The following is a 23,835-nucleotide window of genomic DNA, read 5'->3' on the forward strand; positions in this document are numbered from 1 at the left end:
TGGTGCCGAAGACGTTCTGCGCCGCGAAACTGGCGGTGCCCTTGCCGTTGACGGTGCCGCCGATGCCGTGGGAGGCGTCCGGGTGTCCCGCGCTGTGGTCGATCGTGAGGGCCGGACCGACGCTGCCGCTGAAGGTCACCCCGCTGTTGAACGACGTGTTCTGGTCGTTCTTCACCGAGTTGACGACATGGCTTTCCAGGTTGATCTTCTTGTCGAGGCTCTTGGCCACGGGGGTGGTCCCGCGGACCGTCGCGTCCAGCCGCATCATGCCGACCGCGCGTCCGTGCGCGTCGGTGAGCACCGGCGAGTAGAGCCCGCCCTCGACCTGCATCGGCAGTGTGCCGCGCAGGATCGGTTCGCCCAGGAAGTCCGCGAGTTGGGCCGACGACGTGTCGTCCAGGTCGGCACGGAAGTGCTCCGCGGCCCCCTCGTACAGCCGCCGCGGATGCAGCACCGAGTCCACGCCGTAGATCGGCAGTGTCCTGATGTCGGCGGGGGTGGGCAGCCCCTGACCGGGATCGGTGTCGGCATCGGCGTCGGCGTCCACGAGGTGCTGCGGGAACCAGATGGTGACCGGCCCGTGCTGTGCGGCCGGACGCCAGTCGTGCGCGGGATCGGGGTTCGCGACGTCTGTATCGCCTACGTCCGTGATCGCGGCCGGCACATTCTCCTGGTCCGTGCCCGGGGCCGGCGCGTCCACGCGCACCTGCCAGTTGCCGGTGAAGTCGAAGGCACGGGAGGGCTCGTTGCTGCGCTGGGCGCTGGTGGTCTGCACGACCTGGGTGACGGTGGTCGAGCCGTCCGCCTGGTTGTGGGTGATGGTCGCGCCCAGCGCGATGTCCACCCCGCGGACCGGGCCCACCGCGCCGATCGGCACCGAGCCGGTCCACGGCACCGGGATCGTCGAGAACGTCCCGGACGGCTGCGCGGAGACGATCTCCCGGGTGCCCTGCCCGCGCCGCTCCACATGCTTGTCGGGATCACTCGTGTCGAGCGTGCCCTGCCGTACGGACGGCCGCCTGTCGTCGAGCGACAGCCGTACGTCCACCTCCCGGTCGACGCCGTCGACGTCCAGGACGATGCGGTGACCGCCGAGACTGCGCAGATACGGCATGTTCAGCGTCATCTGCTCCGACGACAGCACGTCCCGCAGCCGCGTGAGCACGGGGTCGTCCGGTCCCGGAGCGGGCCGGCCGAGCGCCGTGAGCACCTGGCGGTGCAGCCCGTCGACCACGTCCGGCGAGAACGGCTCCACGTGCACGAGGCCCACCTGGCCGTCGTGCCGCCGCCCGTAGCCACCGAGGTACGAGGTACGACGTCCACCGCCGGCCACCACCTCGGTCGGCACGGTGGTGTCGCCCTCCGGGGAGGTCAGGGTGATCTCCGGGACCGGCAGGACCGCCGGGGCGGTCTCCGTCTCCGTCTCCGTATGGGTGTCCGTCGGATCGATGTCCGGCGCCGGCGCGTCCGTGTCATGGAGCACCGGCACGGGCGTGGACGTGGTGACCACCGGGGTCGGTACGGTGTCGCCCTGATCGACGGTGGGGACGAGCGGGGCGGGCGGGTCCGCGCCGGGCGCGCCCGTGACCGGACCCCGGGAGCCGGCACCCCGCCGCACGACCGCCGGGGTGTCGACGATCCCGCCGATCAGATCGAGATGATGGGACCTCAACCCGCCCGGCTCGTACGGCAGATCGGTCGACGCGGTCGACTCGGTCGGGGGCGCGGACCGCGTGGGGTCGCCCATCAGGCTGGACGTGCCGCCGCGGTGCGGGGCGGCCGGGTCGAGGCCGCTCTCGTCGCGCAGTCCGAGCTGATGGCCGACCTCGTGGGCGAGGTCGGTGTCGGAGATGTCGGCGGGCCACGAGTGGTGGGTGGCCGGGGTCCCGTCCGCCGGGTCGGTGAGGGTGACGTCGAGGTGCGCGGTCTCGCCGGGGGCGGCCGGTACGACGGTGACGCGCAGCAGGCTCCCGTCCCGCAGCCGGTGGCCCGGCGTGTTGAAGACCCGCCGCACTCCGTCCGTCAGCCGCTGGTGCACACCGTCGGCCTGCGACCCGAGATGCGGGCTGCCGGTGAGCCGGTAGGTGACGGTGAGATCGGTGACGGGCCCACCGTCATGGCTGAACTGCCGTACGGCGAACCCGGCCCGCACCACGTACTGCGTGGGCCTGCCGTCCGCCCCGAGCGGCCGCGACACCGGGTCGACCCAGGTGGTACTCCGCTCCGAGGGCACCGCGGTGGCCCGCGTCTCCGCGTAACTCCCGGGCTCCGGCGCGGTGTTGGGCGTCACGGAAGGGGTGAGCACCACGGGCTCGGGGGTAGGGGCGGGCGTGTTGTCCGGCACCGGGGTGGACGACGAGAGGTCCGAGGAGGTGTGGACGGGTGCCGGCTTCGGTGCCGGTGCCGGGGTGGCAGTCCCGGAGTGGGACGGCTGCGTCGGCTCCGGCACGGGATCGGTGTCCCGTGCCGAACTGGTCGTAGGGGGCGCGCTGTTGCTGGTGGTGGTGACGGGGGTGGGCAGGTCGGTGCCGGTGCTGGTTCCGGTGTTCGTGTCGGTGTCGGTGTCGGTGTCGGTGTTGCTGTCGACGCCGGAATCGGAGTGGGAGGTGTCGGTGCTCTCCGTACTCGTGGTGCTCGTCGTGCTTGTGGTGTTCGAGCTGTCGGTGCCTGTGTTGTTCGTGGTGTCCGTGCTGTCGGACGTCGAGTTCTCCGGGCGCCCCGATGTGGCGGTGCGCGGGTTGCCGACACTGTTCGAGGGCGTACTGGAACCCGAACCGGAACCGGACGTCGGACTGCCCGTGTTCGTACCGCTCGAAGTGGGAACACCGGACCCGGTCGTACCCGTACCCGTACCGGTGGTCGTGGTCGGCAGAACGACGGTGGAGTTGGACCCGCTCGCGACCGGAACGTCCGGAGAGGACACAGGAGTTGAGGTGTCCGAGGTGTCGTTCTGCTGACCGGTACCGGTCCCCTGCGCCTCGTCGGTGCCGTTCGTGTCGGCCTGTTCCGGCGACCTCGTGGGCGTACTGCTCGTGGGCGTATTACTCGTCGGCGTATGGCTCGTAGGCGTGCTGGACGACGGGTTGCCCCCACCGGACGTGCTCGTCGTCCCGTGCGGGACGTTGCTCTGGAGGTCTCCCCCGTCGACCTTCACGTCGTCGAGGTCGGTGGACTCGGTCGGTGGGGTGTTCGTGGACGTGCGCTGGGGGTTGCCGCTCGTCGAGGAACTGCCGTTGTTCGACGTGGTGTTGACGGGGCCGGGGCCCGATGTGGTCGTCGAACTGTCGTCGGTGACGGACGAGTTGGACGACGAGTTGTTCGTCGAGTTGTTGGAGTTCGAGTTCGAGTCGGTGTCCGACTTGGTGTCGTCCGGGACGTCCGCCGTGCCCAGGGTGTTCACCGGTGCCGGGGTGTTGAAGTTGAACTTGCTGCCGACCGCGCTCGCGCCCTGGCCCAGATGGCGTTCGCTGACCGAGCTGAGGCCGCCGCCGAGGAAGGTGTTCAGGGGGTCGATGGGGAAGCCGAAGATGGACGCCGTGGCGACCTCGCCGAGCATCTCCGCGCCGCCCTCGGTGACGAAGTGCTCGAAGTCCTCGCCGAGTTCGTGCTTCACCTTGTCGCCGAAGGTCTTCGGCGTGGGTGTCGGAGTCGGGGTCGGCGTGAGGTGCGGGGTCGGCGTCGGGGTGGGCGTGTTCTTCGGGTTCGGGTTCGGGTTCGGGGTCGGCGTCGGCTTCGGGTTCGGCTTGGTGTTGACGTCGGGGTTGTCGAACTTGTGGTTGTTGAACTTCTTCCCGTTGCCGCTGATGTCCTTGAACGGGTTGTGCGTGTCGAAGATGTTCTTGAAGTTCTTCTTCAGGCCCTTGCCGAGGTCCGTGAGCAGACCGTGGAACAGGCCGGTGAACGCGCCGAAGACACCGTCCTGGATGATCTGCGACCAGTCGAACCCGTTGGGCCGGCGGCCCTTGGGCGCACCGAGCATCATGGCCAGCCGTACCGCGAAGGTCGTGAACGCCTCTTCGATCGCCTCGGTGAGGCTCGGCATCAGATGCGTCTTCTTCATCAGCCATTCCATCACCGTGAGAATGGCGACCCGGCTGCGGGCCTTCGCCACCGCGGCCTGGCTGGAGGCGGACCCCCCGGTGAAGGCGGACAGCACCGCGATGATCAGCAACTCGATGAGCAGCCGGACCAGTTCGGCGATGATCTGCCACTTGGACTCCATGATGTCCATGGAGGACTTGGTCCGGGACTGCCCGATGCCGTCGAGCTGGTCGGCGAACTCCTTCAGGTAGTTGACGCCGCCGCTGTCGAGGAACATGTGCATCGCCCGCACATAGTTGTTCCCGACCTGCGGCGGCAGCGCGCGCCCGACCCCGCCGGCGGTCTGCTCGATCAGGTCCGAGAGGTCACGCATACGCCGGCCCAGCCGCTCGTACGGCTTGCCGTTGGCGTAGGCCATGTCCTCGTCGGCCTGGAGGAACTTCTCGCCGATGAGCACGAACATGAGGTTGTTCAGCTGGGGCGACGCGTGGATGGTCATCAGGGGCGATCCGCTGCGTCAGTGCTTTCCGCCGTGCGAACCACCGTCGGTGTCGCCCGTGTTGATGTCGGAGTCGTGGATGGCGCTGAGGACGCCGTTCTGGGTGCCCAGGACGCTCTTCAGGTTGGTGAGGGTGCCGTCGCCGACGCTGACGATCGCCTCGGACAGGGACGTGCCGGTCGTGATGGAGCCCTCCCGCTGCTGCTTCTCCTGCGGAAGCATCTCCTTGGCGAAGCTGTCGTCGTGTCCGGGCCAGCCGGAGGTGGACGACACGTCCGTGATGAACTCGTTGATCATCTCATTGGCCAGCCGGCTGATCTGCTCGATCTGGCGGGTGCCGGCGATGAGGGCCGGCGGGCTCGCGGAGTAGGCGTTCGACATCTTCTTCTCAGTCCTCCGGGTCTTCGCTGATCTCGTCGCGGAGCCGGCCGGCCCCACGCCGTCGGCCGCCCTTGGGTCCCTCCAGGACACCCGGCCCGAAGATCTTGTTCCAGTCCACGTCGAAGCCGGTGATCTCGGGTGCCTCGGGGTTGGCCTTGGTGAAGGGTTCGAAGGTGGCCATGACGTGCCGGGCCATCCGCGCGCGTGCCTCCTGCACCGCCTCCAGGACGCTCGCGGCGAGCTGACCCGCGGGCATCGTGCGGTACTTGTCGTCCAGGAAGGTCAGCGCGCGCAGGTCGCCCTGCGCGGAGACGGTCACCTCGACCGCGCGGTCCACCGAGCGCACCGTGCTCTCGGCGTGGGCGAGTTCGCCCTCGGCGCGCGCCACCGCGGCCTCGGTGGCCTCGAGTTCGGCCACCGCCTTGGCCAGCCGCTGCTCGATCGACTCGCTGCTCATCGGCCGATCACCGCCGGCGAACCGCCCTCGTCCGTGCCCCAGACGTCCTCGTCCTCGGTGAGCCACGCGTCGCGGGCGCGGTCGCCGCTCTCCGTGGAACGGCCGTTCTGTCCGGCGCCGTTGCCGCCGGGGCCGCCCACCGGGTACGGGGCGCTGGACGTGGTGGGCCGGGTCAGCACGACGTCCTCGTCCTCGTCCACGGATGCGGCCCGGTTGGTCCGGCCGCGCCGGGTGGCGCTGTTGGACGGGTCGGTGAGGACGGCGCGGGTGCGCTCGCTGTTGCCGCCCTGTCCACCGCCGCCGCCACCGCCCATGCCTCCCATGCCGCCGCCCATGCCGCCCATCCCCATCGGGTTGAGCGGGGTGCCGGCCGACGCGCTCTGCTCTCCGGTGGAGGCGGCGAGGGCGGCGGTGTCGAGGGCGTCGGAGCGCAGCGCGCCGCCGGTGTAGGGGGTGCTGTCGTAGTCGTCGTAGCCGCTGTCGAGGCCCGAATCCAGGCCGCTGCCGGACGTGTTGAGTCCGCCGCCGCTCAGCCCGCCGCTGTTGAGCCCGCTCGTGTTCAGGCTGCTCGTGTCGATGCCGTTGCCGTTGAGGCCACTTGTGTCGATGCCGTTGCCGTTGAGCCCGCTGGTGTCGATCGAGGACGAGGGCAGGTCGGTGCCGTCGATGTCGGTGGTGGTCGTGTGGCCCGACGGGTCGGTGGTGGTGAGCTGACCGGTGTCCGGGTTGAGGGTCTGCGTGGAGCCGTCCGGGAACTTCGTGGTGAGCGTGCCGTTGTCGTTCAGCGTGGTGGTCGAGCCGTCGGGGTTGGTGAAGCTGTCACCCGGGTTGAGATGCGTGGTGGTGACGTTGCCCGAGGGGTCGGTGACGGAGACCTGACCGGTGTCCGGGTTGAGCGTCTCGGTGGAGCCGTCCGCGAAGTGGGTGGTGACCGAGCCGTCGGAGTTGAGCTGGGCCGTGGAGCCGTCCGGGGTGGTGAAGGAGCCGTCGGTCGGGTTGAGCGTCGACGTGCTCACGGTGCCGTCCGGGTTGACGGTGCTGACCTGCCCGGTGGTCGGGTCGATGGTCTGGCTCGTGCCGTCCGGGAACTTCGTGGTGAGGGTGCCGTCGTCGTTCAGGGTGGTGGTGGAGCCGTCCGGGTTGGTGATGGTGGTGCCCGGGTTGAGCTGCCCGACCGAGGTGGTGCCGTCCGGGTTGGTGGTGGTGACCAGGCCGGTCGTCGGATCGATGGTCTGGGTGGAGCCGTCCGGGAACGTCGTGGTGAGCGTGCCGTCGCCGTTGAGCTGAGTGGTGCCCCCGGTCGGGGAGTTGAGCGTGGTCGAGCCGTCTTTGGTGGAGTCGTTGCCGTTGTTCAGGAGCGACGGGCCGAGGGTGTTCAGCGCGGCGTTGGCGATGTCGCTCGGGTTGTTGCCGTTCGTGCCGTCGCCGTTCAGCAGGCTGTCGGTGTTGAGGTCGTCGATCCCGTTGCCGACGTTGTTCAGGCTGTTGCCGAGATCGTCGTTCAGGTTGTTGAGGCTCGAGTTCAGTCCGTCGCCGATGTTGTTGAGGCTGTCGTTCAGGTTGGTGTTGAGGTTCGTGCCGAGGTTGTTGAGGCCGTCGCCGAGGTTGTTGAGGTTGTCGTTCAGGCCGTCGTTCAGGTTGTTGAGGTTGTCCCCCAGGTTGTTGAGGTTGTCGTTCATGTTGTCGTTGAGGTTGTTCAGGTTGTCGCCGAGGTTGTTGACGTTGTTCCCGAGGTTGTTGAGGTTCTCGTTGAGCTTGTCGTTGTTCTCTTTGGCCTCCTCCTCGGCGATCTCGTTCTCCTCCTTCTGGAGGACCTCGGAGAGCGACTCGTTGTTCTTGTTCGTGACCTCTTCGGCGAAGGCGTCCTGAACGTCCGCCCAGGCGTTCTTCACGGCGCTGAGCGCGTCGATGGACGGCTGCTTGAGCTTGGAGTCCGCGTGGTCCGACCAGCTCTTGACGGCGGCGTCGGCGACCTTCTGCCAGGTGGTGTGCTGGGTGAGGTCGCCGTACTCGGGGACGGACTGCTTGAACCCGGCGTCGGTGGAGTAGCTGGTGGAGGTGGACGTTCCGTACTGGCTGGTGGTGGTGGTCGACTTCGTCAGCACGTGGTTGATGTTGTTGTTGATGACCCACTGACTGATCTCGTCGAGGATCTTCTTCGCGTGGTAGTGAGGGTCGTGCTGGCCGTCCGACGCCCAGTCGTTCCACGCGGTCTGGAGTGCGGTGACCGCGTCCTTCAGGGCCAGTTGGGCCGCGGCCAGCGCGTCGCTCAGCTTCGACTTCGGGACGGTGCCGCCGAGGGTGGTGTTGGTCGCCGTGTAGTCACGGCCGCCCAACTGGGAGACGTAGCCGTCGTAGTTGGTCTTCAGCTCGTCCAGCAGGTGCCAGAAGAGGCTGGCCGCCTTGCCCTTCCAGGCCGCCTGGTCCTCGCCGAGCGAGGTCATCCACTGGTTGACGATGTCCGAGTGGTCCTTGAAGAACTGCACCACCCGGTCGAAGGACTGCCCGGTGGTCTCGAAGGAGAGCATGTCGACGGCGTTGGCGTCGATGACCGACAGCCCGCTGTAGGAGAAGCCCTGCGTCGAGTACGGCGACGCCAGGATGTGGTCGAGGACCAGCTTGCTGCCCGAGATGTACTGCGCCATCGGCCCCGAGTCCCACTGGACGTGCGAGTACGAGCCCTCGAACGCGCCGCCGCCGGTGATCTCGCCGCCGCTCCAGAGCGTGGCGCGGCCGTTCCCGTCGACGGTGACGCCGATCATCACGATCCGGGCCTTCTTCATCGACACGCTGTTGTGCGCGCCGTCCCCGCCGGCGTCGTAGAAGGCCAGGTCGTAGTCCTCGCCCTTGTTGACCTGCCAGCCGCCGATCGCCGAGTAGTCGGACGCGGTCACCGACCGCATGCTCATGCCCTGGATGTCCATCCGGAACAGCTTGAGGTTGCCGAAGTCGTCGCTGGACGAGCTGCTCAGCTTGTCGAACAGCGTGGACCGGGCCGGGAGCGTGTAGCCGGTGAAGTCGGTGACGGCCTGGGCGAAGTAGTCGTCCGGGTCGTAGTTGGCGGTCCCGGTGGTGGTTTCGGCCATGGGGCGGACTCCGCTGCGGAGGAGGAGGGGGGACTGGGTGGGGGGCCAGGGTGCGGGGCCCGGAGCTCGGCGGGAGCCGGCGGGCCCCGCACCGGACTCAGGTGTTCGAGTCGGTGCCGCTCATGTCGCCGTCGACGGTGTCGAAGATGTCCAGCAGCTTCTCGCCGTCGATCGAGTCGAGGCTGTCGCCCTGTGTCTTCAGCAGGGTGGTGATCGTCTCGTCCAGCGCGTCGTCGATGTCGTCGAAGAGCGTCTTCTGACCTGTGAGGATCTTGTCCAGCCCGGTCGCCTGCGTCTTGAGCGCCTCCACCAGCGAGGCCCCGCCGACCGGGTCCGAGCTGTCGCCGCCGTTCATCAGGCCGATGCGCAGGATCTTGGCGAGGCCCTGGGCCGAGCCGGCACCGGTCTCGGCGATCAGGTTCTTCAGGGACCGGACGCCCGACTTGTCCTTGCGGATCTCCAGCAGATCGCTGATGAAGTCGGCGACATCGTTGTTCTTGAAGTTCTTCAGCGCGGTCGAGTCGAGATGGGTCAGGTCTGCCATGGATGCCTCCGCGGGCGGAACGCGCCGGCCCTGGCGTACGGCGCGACGACGGAACGGGAAGGAGCCTGGACGACCGCACCGACCGCGAGGAGACCGGCCGGTGCGGTGGAGCCGGCCGGCTCAGCGGCCGATGGTGACCTCGGACCACATCTGGCTGAGCGAGTTCTCGCTGTACTTGTAGCTGTTCGAGATCTCGTTGAGGAGCTGCGAGTGCGAGGTGAGCAGCGTCTCCATGTTCTGCACCGCGCCGTCCCAGGCCGCCTGCTTCTGGCGGTAGGTGTCGGCGTCGTTGCCGTACCAGGTCTTGGAGAGCTCGCCGAGTTCCTGCTCAAGGCTGGAGAGCGTCTGGGCGATCGCCTTGGTCTGCGCCACCATGTCGTCCGCGGCGTTCGACATGTGGTTGTAGCTGACGTAGATGACACCGTCGGACAGGTTGTCTGCCACAGCTTGCCTCTCTTACGCGATGTGGGGATCGGACGTGACCGCGAGGTCACGGGGAAGCGGGTGTCGGTCAGCCGGCGAGCTGGTCGAAGGCCGACTGCGACGCGTTGTACGCCTGGTTGATGGAGTCGTTCGAGGAACCCTGGGTCTTGTTGTGTTCCACGAGGCTCTGGTTCAGCCGGTCGATGACGTCCTCGAGGTTCTTGAGGATGACGTTGCACTGGCCGTCCCACTGCGCGAGGAGCTGGCCGTACTGGCCGCCGTCGCTGCCCTGGTAGCCGCTGCCCAGGGTGGAACGGGTGCTGTCGACGTCCTGACGGATCTTCACGATGCCGCTGAAAGCGCTCTCCAGGGCCTGGATTCCGTTCCGGGTCGAACCTTCGCTTGACTGCTGGCCATCTCCAGCCATCGTCCCACCTTTCGTAAGTCGATCTGAGGTACGAGTGCAACTGAGCCTAGATTGACGGAAGTTGCGCTGACAACGAACTGAGGAAGATCTGAGCTTGCCGACCGCTTCCACTCAAAGGCTTTTACCGGTATGCAACTTGACCGGAACACGTGCTTCCGTGGTCGGCGGTTCTGGAGTGAATCCAGTTTGGCGTGAACACGATCTCCATCGGCGTGAATCCGTCAGTTCCCGGCACCCGGGGCCGAGTCGAGGGATCCTCCCGCCGGGGCCTGCCCGGCGATCCCGGGCAGAGCGGCCTCGATCCCGGACCGTCCGCCCGTACCGGCCCCCGTGCCGCACTGCGCCGCCGCGCCGCCCGTGCCTCCGCCGACGGAGCCGGAGTCCGACGCCGCCGCCTGGGCGCTGAGTTCGGGCCCGGTCGGCAGCATCGAGAGCAGCGTGGAGGGCACCCGTACCGGCGTCGCGCCGCCGTAGCCGAGGGCGGCGAGCGCGTTGGAGTCCGGGATGCGGTACTTCACGCCGTCGTCGCCGACCAGGAACGTGGTGTCGCCGACGGTCTCACCGGCCGCGCCCAACGCCCGTACCAGCGTGCCGTGTCCGGGCCGTGCCACCACCCGGTCGACCGTCACGCAGGCCGCGGTGAGCGCCGTCGGGTCCGCCTGTGCCGCCGGGGACAGCGCGGCCTGAGCGACCCGCACCGACGTCACCCGCACCTGCCCGCCGGACGGGTCGACCTGGGCGCACACCGACTCGCCCACCGCCGGCGCCAGCGCGCTCGGCGGGCTGTCCGGCAGCCCGGCGACCGACGGGTCGGTGCCGGCCGACCCCGGTGCCTGATGCGCGCGCAGGTCGGAGACGTCGATCGTGACGACGTTGGGCGCCCCGCCGTCGTAGGCCTCCTTGCGGGTGTCCGGATCGCCCAGCAGCAGCGCCGACTGGGTGTCCGTGACCGGGTGCAGGCCGTCCTTCTGAAGGAGGTACTCCTGGTTGCCGGAGCCCGCGACCACGCGGAACACCTGCCCGATCCGGGTGGCCCGGCCGCCGAGTTCGGGGCCGGTCGTGCCGCGGCCGTCGACCTTCGGGGTGGCCAGGTCGGGGCCGGTCACCAGGGCGTCGAGGAAGGCCGCCGACACCGGGCGGGGGGTCACGGGCGCGTAGCCGAGCGACTCCGCAGCGCCCGAGTCCTCGTCCAGCTCGAGGCGGCTGCCCTGCCACACCAAGTAGGTGTGTTTGTCAGGGCCCTTGACCACCAGCGCCGACTTCGCGCCGACCGGGTCCGTCTCCACGGGGGCGCCCGGTACGAGGGTCGTCTGGCTGCCGGAGCCGGTCGAGCAGACCTCCCACGGCGAGGACTCCAGGTCGCCGGTGCCCGGTACGGAGTCGGGGGCGCCGGTGATCCCGACCGGCCTGCCGACCGGGGTGCCCGCGAGCGACTTCGAGCCGACCGACGTGGTCTTCAGGTCGGCGCCGCCGATCAGCACGGCCGACGCGTAGTTGCGCACCGGGCGCAGTCTGCCGTCGGCGTACAGGTAGCGGGCGCCGGTGTCCTTGTTGACGATCAGGGTGTCGCCGCTGCGCCAGGCGTCGTTGCCGCCCGGCTTGAGCAGCCCGAACACCAGAGCCCCGCCGCAGAACAGCACCCCGACGATCACACCGACCAGGGCGCCCCGGCTGGTGCGGCCCAGCGGACTCTCCGGTGCGTCCGGGTCGGCCAGCAGCATGCCCGAGGTCAGGCGGCCCATCATGAACGTGTGCGCTTGCACCTGGTCGCGCTTCGACCGCACGCTTTCCTCCCGGCTGGTCGTTCGGCTTCTTGTTCGCTCGGCTGTGCCCGGACCCTGCTCACGGATCGACGGGCCGGTCGGCCCGTGACACCGCGTCCGGTTCCCGCTCTCGTTCGACGTACCCGGCCCCTGCCCACGGACCGGCGGCCCTCGAACCGGCCCGGAACGGCGGCCGGTTCACCCGCTTTCCGTCCGCGGGGCCGGCACGCGGTCAGCCGAACATGCCGCGGAGGGTGCCGAAGACGCCCAGCAGCCACAGGGTCAGCGGCAGCAGGGCGATCGCCAGCAGGGAGTGCAGGATCTCCGCCGCGCGCCCCCAATACGGGACCAGGCGCCGTCCCGGTACGGTCCACACCGCGACCGTGAGTGCCGCCGCCACCGCGAGCAGGCCCGCGACCAGCAGCGTCCGCTCGGTGCCGGACAGCCGCAGCCCCCAGCCGAACGCCAGCAGCAGCAGACCCCACGCGCCCGGCAGCACCAGCACCAGACGCTGGGCGGTGTTCACCAGGCCCCGGCCGTGCAGGAGCAGCAGCAGCGACAGGACCAGCGCGCACAGCAGCGCAGGGAGGCTCGGGCGGCGGGCGAGCGCCACCAGGCAGGCCGACGAGAGCACGCCCGTCGCGCCGTACAGCGCGGTCATCCACTCGCCGGCCAGCTCGGTGCGTACGGCGACGTCGTTGCCCCGGTAGGGCTCGATGCCCTCCTGGAGCTGTTCCGCGTTGGTGGGCAGCGCGGGCATGCGCATCCCCGCGAACTTGAAGGACAGCGCGGGCACCAGACCGCCCAGCAGCACCGTCAGCGCGGCGATCACACCGGCCGCGGCCGCCACCCGCACGTCGAACACCGTCATCAGTACACCGCCCACCGCCGCAGCGAGCGCCACCAGCGCCGAGGCCAGGAACAGCGGGGTGCGCGCCGCGGAGGCCGCGAGGGCCAGCACCGCGCCGCCCGCCCAGGCCGCCGCCGCCCCCAACAGCCGAGCCCCCAGCACCTGGTGGGCCTGCGGACCGCTCAGCTCACCGCCCGGCACGAGCCAGCCCGCGAGCGCGAGTGCCGGGGAGGCGAGCAGGCCGAGGACCACGCCGGTCATCGGGTCGTCCACCGCCCGGCTCGCCGACGCCGCACCGGCCAGCAGCAGCAGGCCGGTTCCTACGGCGGTGGCCGCGCGCAGTGACGCCGGGGCGCCCGGCAGGGCCAGCAGGACCAGCCCGGCCAGCACCGACACGGCGACCAGGCCGCGCAGCAGCCGGCGTGCCGCCTCGGGGCTCCAGCCGTGCAGCCGGTCCCGGGTGACCGCGGCGATGCCGTCGACCAGATCGTCCAGCCGCACCTCGGGCAACGCCTCGGTGCGCGGCCGGAGATGGAGCGCCTCGCCGTCGGTCAGCCCGAGCGAGGCGAGCGTCGCCTCCTCGTCGAGCGGCCGTCCGCCGAGCCGCTGGAGCACCCAGCCGTCGTGTTCGAGACCGGTCTCCTCGGCCTCCTCCCCCGCGTACCGCAGCACGGTGGGCAGCAGGTCGGCGACCGGCACGTCGGACGGCACGGCGAGGTCGATGGTGCGGGCCGGGGCCCGCACGGTCAGATGGCACAGGCCGGTCACGGAAGTGTCGGTCATACCGGGGCTCACGTCTCCTGGACATCGAAACGGGGGCACGCGGCGCGGCGTGCGGGGTGGGGGGAACAGGGTGCCGGTGAAGCAGGGGGTGACATGGACGTACAGAGTTGACGGGGTGCACACTACTGACACTCCCTACGACGCGTGTCAACGGGAGCCCCCACCAACGGTGTTGACAGCGTCCTCCACCGTGCCAGTGCCGAGGCCTGATCCGGTGCACGCCCCCCACGTACCGCCGCGGTGCGCGAAGTCCGTTAGGAGCCCCAAGCGTTGAGCGTGGTCCTGTTCCGTCGTCCGGCCCGCCGTCGCGGACCCGACATGCCCGCCGGCGAGTTGGTCCTCCAGGAACCGCCGACCCTCATGGAGATCGTCCCGGACACGTCCGCGGTGTGGACGTATCTGCCGATGGCGATGATGTCGGTCTCGATGATGATGATGTTCATGCGGTCGGGCGGTCAGTCCAGCGGCATCTTCATGTACATCGCGCTCGGCATGATGGTGATGGCAGCCGGCGCGATGATGGTCGGTCAGGTCATGCGCAAGGCGGGCGACCGCAAGCAGCGGCTGCGTGGCGAACGCCGGGACTACCTGCGCTACTTGGCGCAGAGTCGACGTACCGTGCAGCGTGCCGTGATCGAGCAGCAGCTCGCCCTCGCCTGGCGGCATCCCGAGCCCCGGGTGCTGCGCACCATGGTCCGCACGACGCGGCTGTGGGAGCGCCGGGTCAAGGACGACGACTTCGGCGAGGTGCGGATAGCGGTCGGCGACCAGCAGCTCGCGATGCGGCTGACTCCCGTCTCCAGCAAGCCCGTCGAGGACCTGGAGCCGCTGTGCGCGCACGCCCTGCGCCGTTTCATCCGCGCCTACAGCACCGTTCCCGGCCAGCCCATCGCGCTGTATCTGCGGTCCTGGTCACGGGTGTTGGTGCACGGCGACCACGACGCCGCGCGCGGCATGCTGCGCGGCGCGCTGACCCAACTGGCCCTGTTCCACCCGCCGGAGGAGCTGTGGATCGCGGTCTGCGCCGGTGACGAGGTGCGGGCCGAGTGGGAGTGGGTGAAGTGGCTGCCGCACAACCAGCACCCCCAGGAGACGGACGGCGCCGGTCCGTTGCGCATGGTGGCCTCCGCCTTCACCGATCTGGAGGACCAGCTCGGCAGCGAGTTCTCCGAGCGGCCCGCGTTCGACCCCGACGCCGTGCCCGGCCGTGACGAGCCGCTGGTGGTGGTCGTGGTGGACGGCGCGAGCATCCCGGCGGGACACCGCTTCGACGGGCCCGGTTTCCGCAACGCCGTCGTCCTCGACCTCTCCGACAGCCTGACCTGGCGCCCCGGCCGCACCACCCTGCGTCTCGACGTCGCCCCGGACACGGTCGCCCTGGTCCGCACCGACCGCAGCCGCAAGGAACAGTCCACCGTCCTGGGCCGCCCCGACCGGGTCGGTCCGGTCGCCGCCGAGGCGCTGGCCCGGCTGATCGCGCCGTACCGGATGACTCTCAGCTCGGACGCGGTCGAACCGCTGTCGAACGACACGGAGTTGACCACGCTGCTCGGCATCGCCGACCTGCACCGGCTCGACCCCGACACGATCTGGCGGCGGCACAACGGCTCCGCCCGGCTGCGCGTCCCGGTCGCCGTCGGCGCGGACGGCCGGCCCGTGGAGCTGGACATCAAGGAGTCCGCGCAGGGCGGCATGGGCCCGCACGGCATGCTGATCGGGGCCACCGGTTCCGGCAAGTCCGAGCTGCTGCGCACCCTCGTCCTCGGTCTCGCGCTCACCAACTCCTCCGAGACCCTCAACTTCGTCCTCGTGGACTTCAAGGGCGGCGCGACCTTCCTCGGTCTGGACGAACTCCCGCACACCTCCGCCGTCATCACCAACCTCGCCGACGAGGCCGCCCTGGTGGAGCGCATGCAGGACGCGCTGCACGGTGAACTCATCCGCCGCCAGGAGCTGTTGAGGTCCGCGGGCAACTACACCTCGGCGCTGGAGTACGAGAAGGCGCGGGCCGGCGGCGCCGATCTCGCCCCGCTGCCCAGCCTGTTCGTCGTCGTCGACGAGTTCAGCGAACTCCTCGCCTCGCACCGGGAGTTCATGGAGCTGTTCGTGATGATCGGCCGCCTCGGCCGGTCCCTGGGTGTGCATCTGCTGCTCGCCTCGCAGCGCCTCGACGAGGGCCGTATGCACCAGCTGGAGTCGCACCTGTCGTACCGGATCGGTCTGCGCACCTTCTCCGCGATGGAGTCGCGGGGTGTCCTCGGTGTCCCCGACGCGTACGAACTGCCCTCCCAGCCCGGCAGCGGCTACCTCAAGAGCGGCATCGAGGCCCTCACCCGCTTCCGCGCCGCCTATGTCTCCGGCCCCTACCGCAGGCGCGGCGGTGCCGTCGCGCAGGCCCGGGTCGCCACGCAGGTGGTGCCCTGGTCGACCGGGTACATCGTGCCGCGCGCTCCGGCGCCTGCCGCGATCGCGGCGCCGGAGCCCGAGGCGGAGGAGAGCACCGAGAGCCTGCTGGCGGTGGCGCTGGACCGGCTGCGCGACTCCGGGCCGCCCGCGCACCGGGTGTGGCTGCCGCCGCTGGACACCGCGTCCCCGCTGGACGTCCTGCTCGGCGGTCTCGGCGAGGACCCGGACCGCGGTCTGACCGCGTCCCGCTGGGTAGGCGCCGGGAAGCTGCGGGTTCCGGTCGGCCTCGTGGACAAGCCCTTCGACCAGCGCCGTGACCCGCTCGTGGTGGACCTCGCCGGGGCCGGCGGCCATGTAGCCGTCGCGGGCGGTTCGCAGAGCGGCAAGTCGACGGTGCTGCGCAGCCTCATCATGGCGCTCGCGCTCACCCACACCCCGCGCGAAGTGCAGTTCTACTGCCTCGACTTCGGCGGCGGCACGCTCTCCCAGCTCACCGGTCTGCCGCACGTCGGCGGGGTCGCGGCCCGCCTCGACACCGAGCGGATCAGCCGTACGGTCGCCGAGGTCACCGCCGTCCTCACCCAGCGCGAGCAGTTCTTCCTGGACAACGGCATCGACTCGATGTCCACCTACCGGCGCCGCCGGGCCGCCGGGGAGTTCCCCGACGAACCGCACGGCGACGTCTTCCTGGTGATCGACGGCTGGTCGGCGGTCCGGCAGAACTTCGACCAGTTCATCCCCACGTTCAACCAGATCGCCACCAGCGGCCTCAACTACGGCATCCACCTGATCGTCGCGACCGCCCGCTGGCTGGAGCTCACCGCCCCGGTCCGCGACCAGTCCGCGACCCGGCTGGAGCTCCGGCTCGGCGACACGATGGACTCCGTCGTGGACATCCGCAAGGCGAGCGCGGTTCCCCAGATCCCCGGCCGGGGCCTGACCGTCGAGACGAAACTCCACTTCCTGTCCGCGCTGCCGCGCGGTGACGGTTCCACCGACCACGAGACCCTCAGCGAAGGCGTCGCGGACCTGGTCGACCGGATCGCCTCGGCGTGGCACGGCCCGCGCGCCCCGCAGGTCCGGATGCTCCCGCACCGGCTGCCCGCGACCGAACTCCCCGAGCCCGAACTCGGCGACGGCGTCAGCCTCAAGCTCGCGCTCGGCCAGGACGAGGAGACCCTCGGCACGGTCTGGCACGACTTCTCCCGCACCCCGCACCTGGTGGCCGTGGGCGACACGGAGAGCGGCAAGACGAACCTCCTCCGGCTGGTGGCGGACGCGGTCATCGCCCGCTACTCCCCCGCCGAGGCCCGCATCCTGGTCGTCGACTACCGCCGCGGCCTGGTCGACGCGGTCCCCGAGGAGTACCGCCTCGGCCACGCGGTGGCCCTGGAGGCCCTCAAGCAACTGGTGGGCGGCTCGGCGAAGGCCCTGCGCACCCGCGTGCCGGGCCAGGAGATCACCCCGGCCCGCATGCGGCAGGCCGACTGGTGGACGGGCCCGCGCCTGTTCGTCCTCGTCGACGACTACGACATGGTCGGCGGCGGCACGGTCATGGACCACCCCTTCGCCCCGCTCTTCGAACACCTGGCGCTGGGCCACGAGTTGGGCCTCCACGTGGTCGTCGCCCGCTCCGCCACGGGCGCCGGGCGCGGCCTGAACGACCAGCTCCTCCGCCGCCTCGACGAGGTCAACACCCCGGGCATCCTGATGTCCTGCTCCCCGTCCGAGGGCTACGTCTTCGGCAACGTCAAGCCCCGCGTCCTCCCTCCGGGCCGAGCCCTCCACATCGTCCGCCGCAAGCCGTCCCTCATCCAGACGGCCCTGGCGTCGGAGTCGGAGTCGGAGGAGTAGGCACCGACACCGAACGGAACGGCCCCGGGCGACTGTCCATCGCCCGGGGCCGTTCCGTTTCACGCTGTGCGTCGTGTCCGCGAGGACCGGTCCGGTCGTCAGTTCTCCGAGGTCCTCTGGGCACCGGTGCCCACCGGGACCGGGCTCTCCGCGCCCTCGGACTCGGGCTCGGGCCCGGCCGCACGCTCCGGCCGCGACGGGCGCCACCCCAAGCGGCGCCCCCGAGGCAGGATCAGCCCCAGCCAGACCACCCCGATGATCACGGCGAGTCCCGCCGACGCGGGCCACAGGGCGCGGCGGAGTGGTCCGGCCGCCTTGTCGGCCGGGAGGTGGACCGGGGTGCCTGGGTCGCCGGCGGCGGCCTGTGCGGAGGCGTCGTTCAGGACCGTGGTGACCGCCGCGTACGGGTCGAGGCGGGGCACGTCGGCCGGGTAGGCGGAGGCGCGGAGGAGGGCCGCGGTCTGCGCGGCCGTCAGATCCGGGTGGACGGAGCGCACCAGCGCCGCCGCCCCCGCCACGAAACCGGCGGCCAGCGAGGCACCCGAGCCGATGTAGTGGCCGGCCTTCTTCGGGCCGATGCCCACAACTCCGTCCCCGGGCGCGGCGATCGCCGCACTGGAGGTCGTGTACGCGCCGGTCGGCCGCTTGCCGTCGACGTCCACGTCGAGGACGGAGAGCACGCCGTCGTCGGCGGCCGGGTAGTAGTCGCGGGCGGGCGGACTGTCCGTCGCCGAGGTCGCCGTCGCCGGTGTGTCCGGTACGGCCGCCGCGACCACCAGGACGTCCTTCTTCGCGGCCAGCGCGACGGCCGCGCGCAGCGTGGGCGTGTTGCCCGCGAGCGCCGCCGACACCGTCACCACCTTCGCCCCACCGTTCACCGCGGCCCGGATGCCGTCCGCGACCCGCTCGGCGGTGACCGCCCCGCGCGCGTCACTGCCCCGCACCGCGAGAATCCGCGCCTGCTGCGCCACCCCCGCGAACCGCACACCGTCCGCTACGGCGGCCCCGATCAGCCCGGCCACGAAGGTGCCGTGTCCCACGCAGTCGGTCCCGGCGTCGCCGACCGCCGTCACCCGCCCCTTCAGCGCGGGGGCGGCGGAGGAGACCCCGGTGTCGACCACGCCGACGGTCACGCCGGTGCCCGACGCGAACGGCCAGGTGCGGCTGAGCTGGAGGGAGACCTGCTCCCAGGGCACGTCGGTGGCGCGCTGGTCCGAGCCCGCCGCACAGGCCGCGTCGGCGTCCAACCGTGCGGCCAGCACGGGGAGTTGGACCGTGGCGCCACCCGCCGCCGCGGATCCGGCGCCGGTCGCGCTCGCGGCGGCCGTCAGCAGCAGTGCCAGACCGGCGGCGCGGACCTTGCCGTGTGTCGCCGTCACGCCCGGGCCGCCCCGCTGGAGGTGGGAGACGTGGTCGTCGGGTCGGCGAGGTCCTCCGGGAGCAGCAGGCGCAGGTCGTCGAGGCTGGGGACGGCCAGTCTGCTGAGCCGGCCCGCCTGTCGGGTCATCATCCGCTCCAGGATCTGGCGGGCGGTGCGCGCGTTGCCGAACGACCGGTCGCGGGGCAGCCCGTCGAAGTACTGCCGCAGCACCGGCCCGAGCCCGGCCGCGCACTCGTACCCGAGCTGTACGGCGTGCTCGCGGACGATGGTGACCAGCTCGTCGGAGGAGTAGTCGGCGAACTCGACCCGGCGCGAGAACCGGGAGGACAGGCCCGGGTTGGAGGCCAGGAAGGTCTCCATCTCCTGGGTGTAGCCGGCGACGATGACGACCACCTTGTCGCGGTGGTCCTCCATCAGCTTCAGCAGGGTGTCCACGGCCTCCCGGCCGAAGTCGGAGCCGGACGCCTCACGCGGGGTGAGGGTGTACGCCTCGTCGACGAACAGCACACCGCCCAGGGCCCGTTCGAAGACCTCGCGGGTCAACTGCGCGGTGTGACCCACGTATCGGCCGACGAGGTCGGCGCGGGACACCTCGACGAGCTGGCCGCGCGGCAACACGCCCAGGGAGGCGAGGAGTTCGCCGTAGAGACGGGCCACGGTGGTCTTGCCGGTGCCGGGCGGGCCGGTGAAGACGAGGTGGTGGCTGAGCCGGGGCACGGGGAGTCCGGCGGCCTCGCGCTGCTTGGCGGTCGACACCAGGTTGACGAGGTCGGTGACGTCCCGCTTGACCGCGTGGAGTCCGACCAGCGCGTCCAGCCTGCTGAGCGCGTCGTCGCCGGGGTCGACGGCGTTCGGGCCGTCGGCGGCGGTGCGGGCCGCCTCCTCGCTGATGTCCTGCGGCAGCAGCAGGGAGAGGTCCTGCTCGGTGACGTCGGTGAGCGCGGACAGCCGTACGGCCTGCCGGTCGACCATCTCCTCGAACACCTGCCGTGCGGCACGGCCGTTGCCGAACCCGGCGTCCTTGGGTATCCGTTCGAAGTGCACCGCGAGGGCGTGCCGGGTCTCGTCGGCGAGCGCGTACTGGTGGCGTACGCACATGCTCTCCATGATCTCCACCAGCTCCGGCACCGAGTAGTTCTCGAACTCGACGGTGCGTGAGAAGCGGGACCCCAGACCGGGGTTGGAGCCGAGGAAGCTGCGCATCTCGTCGGAGTAGCCCGCCGCGACGACGACCACGTCCTCGCGGTGGTCCTCCATCAGCTTCAGCAGGGTGTCGACGGCCTCGCGCCCGAAGTCGGCCCCGGAACCACGGGAGTCGGCGGTGAGGGTGTACGCCTCGTCGACGAACAGCACACCGCCCAGGGCCCGTTCGAAGGCCTCGGTGGTCTTGATGGCCGTACCGCCGATGACCTGGGCGACGAGGTCGGCGCGGGAGACCTCGACGAGGTGCCCGGAGCGCAGGGCGCCCAGCTCGGCGAGGATCGTGCCGTAGAGGCGGGCCACGGTGGTCTTACCGGTGCCGGGGGGACCGGCGAAGACCAGGTGGCGGCTCATCGGCGGTGCGGACATGCCGAGTTGGGCGCGGCGCGCGGCCAGCTGGGTGAGGTTGACGAGGGTGCGGACCTGTTCCTTGACGTTGTCGAGGCCGATGAGGCTCTCCAGCGCGACCATCGGTCCGTCGGGCCGGCCGGGGCCCTCGGAGGCGGACACGGTGCCCGCCGGGTCGGTGCCCTCGGCCTCGCCGAAGCCCCAGGCGTCGCGGGACTCGTTGCCGGTGCTGGTGAGATTCTCCACCGCGAGCCGGCCGCCCGCCTTGGCCTGCACGAGGCCGCCGCCCTTGTTGTCGCGCACCGTGCAGCCCACGACCGACACCGGCGCCTCCGACTCGACGCGGATGCCGTCACGGTCGTTGCCGGCGGCCTCGCAGCCGTTCAGGGAGGCCCGGCCGCCGTCGCGGACCAGGAAACCGTGCTCGGCGGACGCGGCGGTCCGCACCCGGTTCGCCGTCAACTCGCCGCCGGCGTCCACGAGTACACCGCAGCCGCCGGCCGAGACCAGCTCGCCGTCGCGCAGCGCGGCCGTGCCCTCGCCGCCGATCTCCAGACCGGCACCGCCGGGGTTGTTGACCTTGAATCCCGCGAGATAGACGTTGCCGCCCGCCGCGACCTCCGCGCCCGCGCCGCCCGGCGCCTCCACCGTGCAGTCCTCCACCCGGCCGCGCCCGCCGTCGCGCACCGACACGCCACAGCCGCCCGCGCCGGTGATCCGGGCGCGCCGCACCAGCGGGTTGGCGTTGCCGCGGATCACCACACCGGCGCCCTTGACGTCGATGATCTCCACGCGCTCCAGCTCGGCCGCCGAGTCCTCTTCGAGGAGTACGCCGTCCGACTCGCCGTCCCGGACGGTCAGCGAGGTCAGCGTGGGCGAGGAGGCTCCGGCGACCCGCAGCGCCGCCATCTGGGCGCCGGTCAGCCAGCAGTCCTCGTAGGTGCCGCGCGAACGGTCCGTCACCAGCAGGCCGTTGCCCGTGGTGCGGGCGGTGCGGCAGCGGACCAGCACCGGGTCGCTGCCGTGCGAGACGATGATGCCGGGCCCGCTGCTGCCGGTGACCCGCACCTCCTCCAGCTCGCAGCGGGCGGTGCTGGTCACATGCACGCCGATCGAGGTGTCGCGGATCACCGTCCGCAGCACCCGTATGCCGCTGCGCTCCTCAAGTGCCAGTGAGGGCTTGTCCGTTGACGAAAGGTCGCAGTCCTCGACGGAGCCCTGGGCGTCGCCGTTGGCGAGCACGCCGTTGCCGCGCGCGTCGCGCACCGTGCAGCCGCGCAGGGTCGCCCGGCCGCGCTCGCTGATCACCACGCCGCTGGTGCCGAAGTGTTCGAAGGTGCAGGACTCCAGCGAGCTCTCCGTGGACGAGGTGACCACGACACCGGCGCCGGTGCGGTTGGACACCCGGCACTCGCGCATCGCCAACGAGCCCGAGTTGCGGGCCAGTACAGTCGTCCACGAGGCGCCGGACAGATCGCAGCCCTGCATCGCGACCTGCCCGTGCGAGGCGTCCACGGCGGGCTGTTCCTCGTCCTGGCCCTGGACCACCAGGTCGGTCAGCATCACCGCGTCCACGCGCAGCGAGATCACGATGCCCTTGCGCGGTGCCAACCGGACGGTGCCGCGCGCCTGTTCGGCGACGATGGTGACCCGGGTGGTGACGACGAGGTTCTCCTCGTACGTCCCCGGGCGCACACTCAGCACCGCGCCTCCGCGCGCCCTGGCCAGGGCCTCTCCGATCGTCCGGGCGTCCCCGGTGCCCTCCGGACAGACCGTCAGTACCTGGCGCACTCAGCTGACCTCCTCGTGTCGGCACCTGTCGGTTGCGGCAACCCCATCATGCCGTCCCCGCACGCCCGTTCCCACTCCGGTCCGGAAAGCGGAACGCTCGGAGCGGGTGCGCACGGTGCGGCACAACAGTGCCGTACGGCGAATTATGGGCTGTTGCGCAACGGCCGTACCAGCGCCGGGGCTTGTGCGTGACGATTGTTAACTCCGGTGAAAGGAACCGCTGTTGGCGCATGCGCGTGACAGGACGTGAATAGGATTGCGCGCACAGACGTACGACGAACTGCTGGGCGAATGAGAGCGGACAGGGCGGATGACAGACCGAACCGGACCGGCCGCGCGGAATACGGCGGCAGAGAACGCGGCAGAGATCTCTGTGACGGGCGCCCCGGCCGGGGAAGCGACGGCGGCGGACCCGACGACATCGACTTCGGCATCGGCGGCGTCCGCCGCGGAGACCGCCACGACGTCCACCCCGGCGAGCGGTTCGGGGAGTGCGACGGGCGAGGCGCCCAAGTCCCGCTCAGCGGCTGCCGGTTCCCCCGGGACCCTCTCCGCGGAGTCCGTCGCGGCTGAACTCTCGGCGGAGGCCGTCGCCGCACAGCTGAGTCGCCCCGCTACGTCGGCGGCGGAGACCGAGGCACTCGCCGGCAGCGGCCATACAGCGGAAGGTCCCTCGGGACCCTCAGGACCGGCCGGTCCGGAATCCGCTGCCGCCGCCCGGTCGGCGCGGCAGGAGGCCGAGGCCGAAGCCCTCGTCGGGGCGCTGGCCGCGAGTGCCCCCGAGGGGGACGGGCCCCATACCGGAGACACGGCGGCCGCGTCCGTCGGTCGCCCGGGCCGCCCGCTGCTGGCCGGTGCGGCGGTGCTCGGCGCGCTGCTGATCGCCGTACCGGGACTGCTGATGAGCCGGGACCGGACGCCGGAGACCCACGACCGTGTGGTCGCCGACCAGGCGGGCACGATCCTCGGCGACGGCGCGCCGCAGGGCGCCGGGGCGTACGCCTCGGGCAGCCCGTCCGCTCCCGCCGCGCACGCCTCACCGAAGATCGCCACACCGCACAAGACCTCCCCGGGCAAGGGCACCGCCGCACAGCCGGTGAGCGAGCCGACGACGGTGAAGACGAAGAAGCCGACCGCGGCGGCGAAGCCGACGAAGAAGTCCACGACGACCAAGTCCGGCACGACCAAGTCCGGGACGAAGTCGAGCTCCACCACCAAGTCCAGCTATCCGTCGGACATCCTCGTCACGGCCACCCGGGTGCTGAAGGCGGGCCAGTCCATCAACGCGAAGAACGCGCGGCTGCGCATGCAGACCGACGGCAACTTCGTCCTCTACGACGAGAACAACAAGGCCCGTTGGGCCACCATGACCTTCGGCTCGAACTACCACGCGGTCTTCCAGGCGGACGGCAACCTCGTCGTCTACACCTCGGGCAACAAGCCCGTCTGGGCCAGCAACACCGCCGGCCACGACGGCTCGATCCTCCGGCTCCAGGGCGACGGCAACATGGTGATCTACTCCGGCGGCTCGACCGCCATCTGGGCCAGCAACACCCAGCACTGACGGATCCAACTACCTCCGGCCCGGCCCCACTTGGGGT

General features: G+C 70.9%; 13 protein-coding genes (1 of these 13 running past the window's edge). 2 read left to right on the forward strand and 11 right to left on the reverse strand.

All coding sequences use genetic code 11. The annotated features are described in order from the left end of the window. The 9 genes from OG714_RS14250 to eccD all read right to left on the reverse strand — a co-directional run. Positions 1-4,540, reverse strand: partial view of a hypothetical protein gene (locus OG714_RS14250; protein WP_406121083.1) — the start only. Its footprint begins 23,630 nt before the window's first position; the window shows 4,540 of its 28,170 coding nt (coding positions 1-4,540); the start codon lies at positions 4,538-4,540; its stop codon lies off the left edge, out of view. A gap of 18 nt (positions 4,541-4,558) precedes the next feature. Continuing rightward, positions 4,559-4,921 (reverse strand): hypothetical protein, encoded by a 363-nt coding sequence (locus OG714_RS14255; protein ID WP_406121084.1) that lies wholly within the window; start codon positions 4,919-4,921, stop codon positions 4,559-4,561. Between the two features lie 7 nt (positions 4,922-4,928). Next, the gene (locus OG714_RS14260) at positions 4,929-5,378 is read right to left on the reverse strand and encodes a YbaB/EbfC family nucleoid-associated protein (RefSeq protein WP_406121086.1); all 450 of its coding nucleotides are present in this window, start codon (positions 5,376-5,378) and stop codon (positions 4,929-4,931) included. Further along, complete coding sequence (locus tag OG714_RS14265; RefSeq protein WP_406121088.1) at positions 5,375-8,464, reverse strand: AAWKG family protein; 3,090 nt, start codon at positions 8,462-8,464, stop codon at positions 5,375-5,377. Before OG714_RS14265 ends, OG714_RS14260 begins: the two co-directional genes overlap by 4 nt. Before the next feature lie 97 nt (positions 8,465-8,561). Further along, on the reverse strand, positions 8,562-9,008 hold the full coding sequence (locus tag OG714_RS14270) for a type VII secretion system-associated protein (RefSeq protein WP_406121089.1): 447 nt from the start codon (positions 9,006-9,008) through the stop codon (positions 8,562-8,564). Between the two features lie 120 nt (positions 9,009-9,128). Then, positions 9,129-9,452 (reverse strand): WXG100 family type VII secretion target, encoded by a 324-nt coding sequence (locus tag OG714_RS14275; protein ID WP_043678268.1) that lies wholly within the window; start codon positions 9,450-9,452, stop codon positions 9,129-9,131. A gap of 67 nt (positions 9,453-9,519) precedes the next feature. Further along, complete coding sequence (locus OG714_RS14280) at positions 9,520-9,858, reverse strand: hypothetical protein (RefSeq protein WP_019065061.1); 339 nt, start codon at positions 9,856-9,858, stop codon at positions 9,520-9,522. Between the two features lie 221 nt (positions 9,859-10,079). Next, on the reverse strand, positions 10,080-11,642 hold the full coding sequence (gene eccB / locus OG714_RS14285; protein ID WP_406121092.1) for a type VII secretion protein EccB: 1,563 nt from the start codon (positions 11,640-11,642) through the stop codon (positions 10,080-10,082). A 211-nt stretch (positions 11,643-11,853) separates the two neighbouring features. Further along, a complete protein-coding gene (gene eccD, locus OG714_RS14290; protein ID WP_406121094.1) occupies positions 11,854-13,254 on the reverse strand; it encodes a type VII secretion integral membrane protein EccD in 1,401 nt (466 codons plus the stop codon). Between the two features lie 318 nt (positions 13,255-13,572). Here eccD and eccCa point away from each other — a divergent pair, with 318 nt between their 5' ends. Continuing rightward, positions 13,573-17,514 carry a type VII secretion protein EccCa gene (gene eccCa / locus OG714_RS14295; RefSeq protein ID WP_406131820.1) on the forward strand — a complete coding sequence of 1,314 codons (3,942 nt, stop codon included), beginning with the start codon at positions 13,573-13,575 and terminating at the stop codon, positions 17,512-17,514. Positions 17,515-17,612: 98 nt separating this feature from the next. Here eccCa and OG714_RS14300 read toward each other — a convergent pair whose 3' ends face one another. Then, the gene (locus OG714_RS14300) at positions 17,613-18,893 is read right to left on the reverse strand and encodes a S8 family serine peptidase (protein ID WP_406121096.1); all 1,281 of its coding nucleotides are present in this window, start codon (positions 18,891-18,893) and stop codon (positions 17,613-17,615) included. Beyond that, complete coding sequence (locus tag OG714_RS14305; protein ID WP_406121098.1) at positions 18,890-22,234, reverse strand: right-handed parallel beta-helix repeat-containing protein; 3,345 nt, start codon at positions 22,232-22,234, stop codon at positions 18,890-18,892. The genes OG714_RS14300 and OG714_RS14305 overlap by 4 nt, the downstream gene beginning before the upstream one ends. Before the next feature lie 310 nt (positions 22,235-22,544). Between OG714_RS14305 and OG714_RS14310 the strand changes: the two genes are divergently transcribed. Further along, complete coding sequence (locus OG714_RS14310) at positions 22,545-23,798, forward strand: hypothetical protein (protein WP_406121100.1); 1,254 nt, start codon at positions 22,545-22,547, stop codon at positions 23,796-23,798. Positions 23,799-23,835: the final 37 nt, after the last annotated feature.

It is taken from the genome of Streptomyces sp. NBC_00989 (genome assembly GCF_045162655.1).
In the GTDB taxonomy this organism is placed as follows: domain Bacteria; phylum Actinomycetota; class Actinomycetes; order Streptomycetales; family Streptomycetaceae; genus Streptomyces.

What these genes read in the sequence shown, in the direction of transcription:
- OG714_RS14265 (WP_406121088.1), bottom strand. Translation starts at nt 8,464, where the DNA reads ATGGCCGAAACCACCACCGGGACCGCCAACTACGACCCGGACGACTAC.
- OG714_RS14280 (WP_019065061.1), bottom strand. Translation starts at nt 9,858, where the DNA reads ATGGCTGGAGATGGCCAGCAGTCAAGCGAAGGTTCGACCCGGAACGGA.
- eccCa (WP_406131820.1), top strand. Translation starts at nt 13,573, where the DNA reads ATGCCCGCCGGCGAGTTGGTCCTCCAGGAACCGCCGACCCTCATGGAG.
- OG714_RS14270 (WP_406121089.1), bottom strand. Translation starts at nt 9,008, where the DNA reads ATGGCAGACCTGACCCATCTCGACTCGACCGCGCTGAAGAACTTCAAG.
- eccD (WP_406121094.1), bottom strand. Translation starts at nt 13,254, where the DNA reads ATGACCGACACTTCCGTGACCGGCCTGTGCCATCTGACCGTGCGGGCC.
- OG714_RS14310 (WP_406121100.1), top strand. Translation starts at nt 22,545, where the DNA reads ATGACAGACCGAACCGGACCGGCCGCGCGGAATACGGCGGCAGAGAAC.
- OG714_RS14260 (WP_406121086.1), bottom strand. Translation starts at nt 5,378, where the DNA reads ATGAGCAGCGAGTCGATCGAGCAGCGGCTGGCCAAGGCGGTGGCCGAA.
- OG714_RS14255 (WP_406121084.1), bottom strand. Translation starts at nt 4,921, where the DNA reads ATGTCGAACGCCTACTCCGCGAGCCCGCCGGCCCTCATCGCCGGCACC.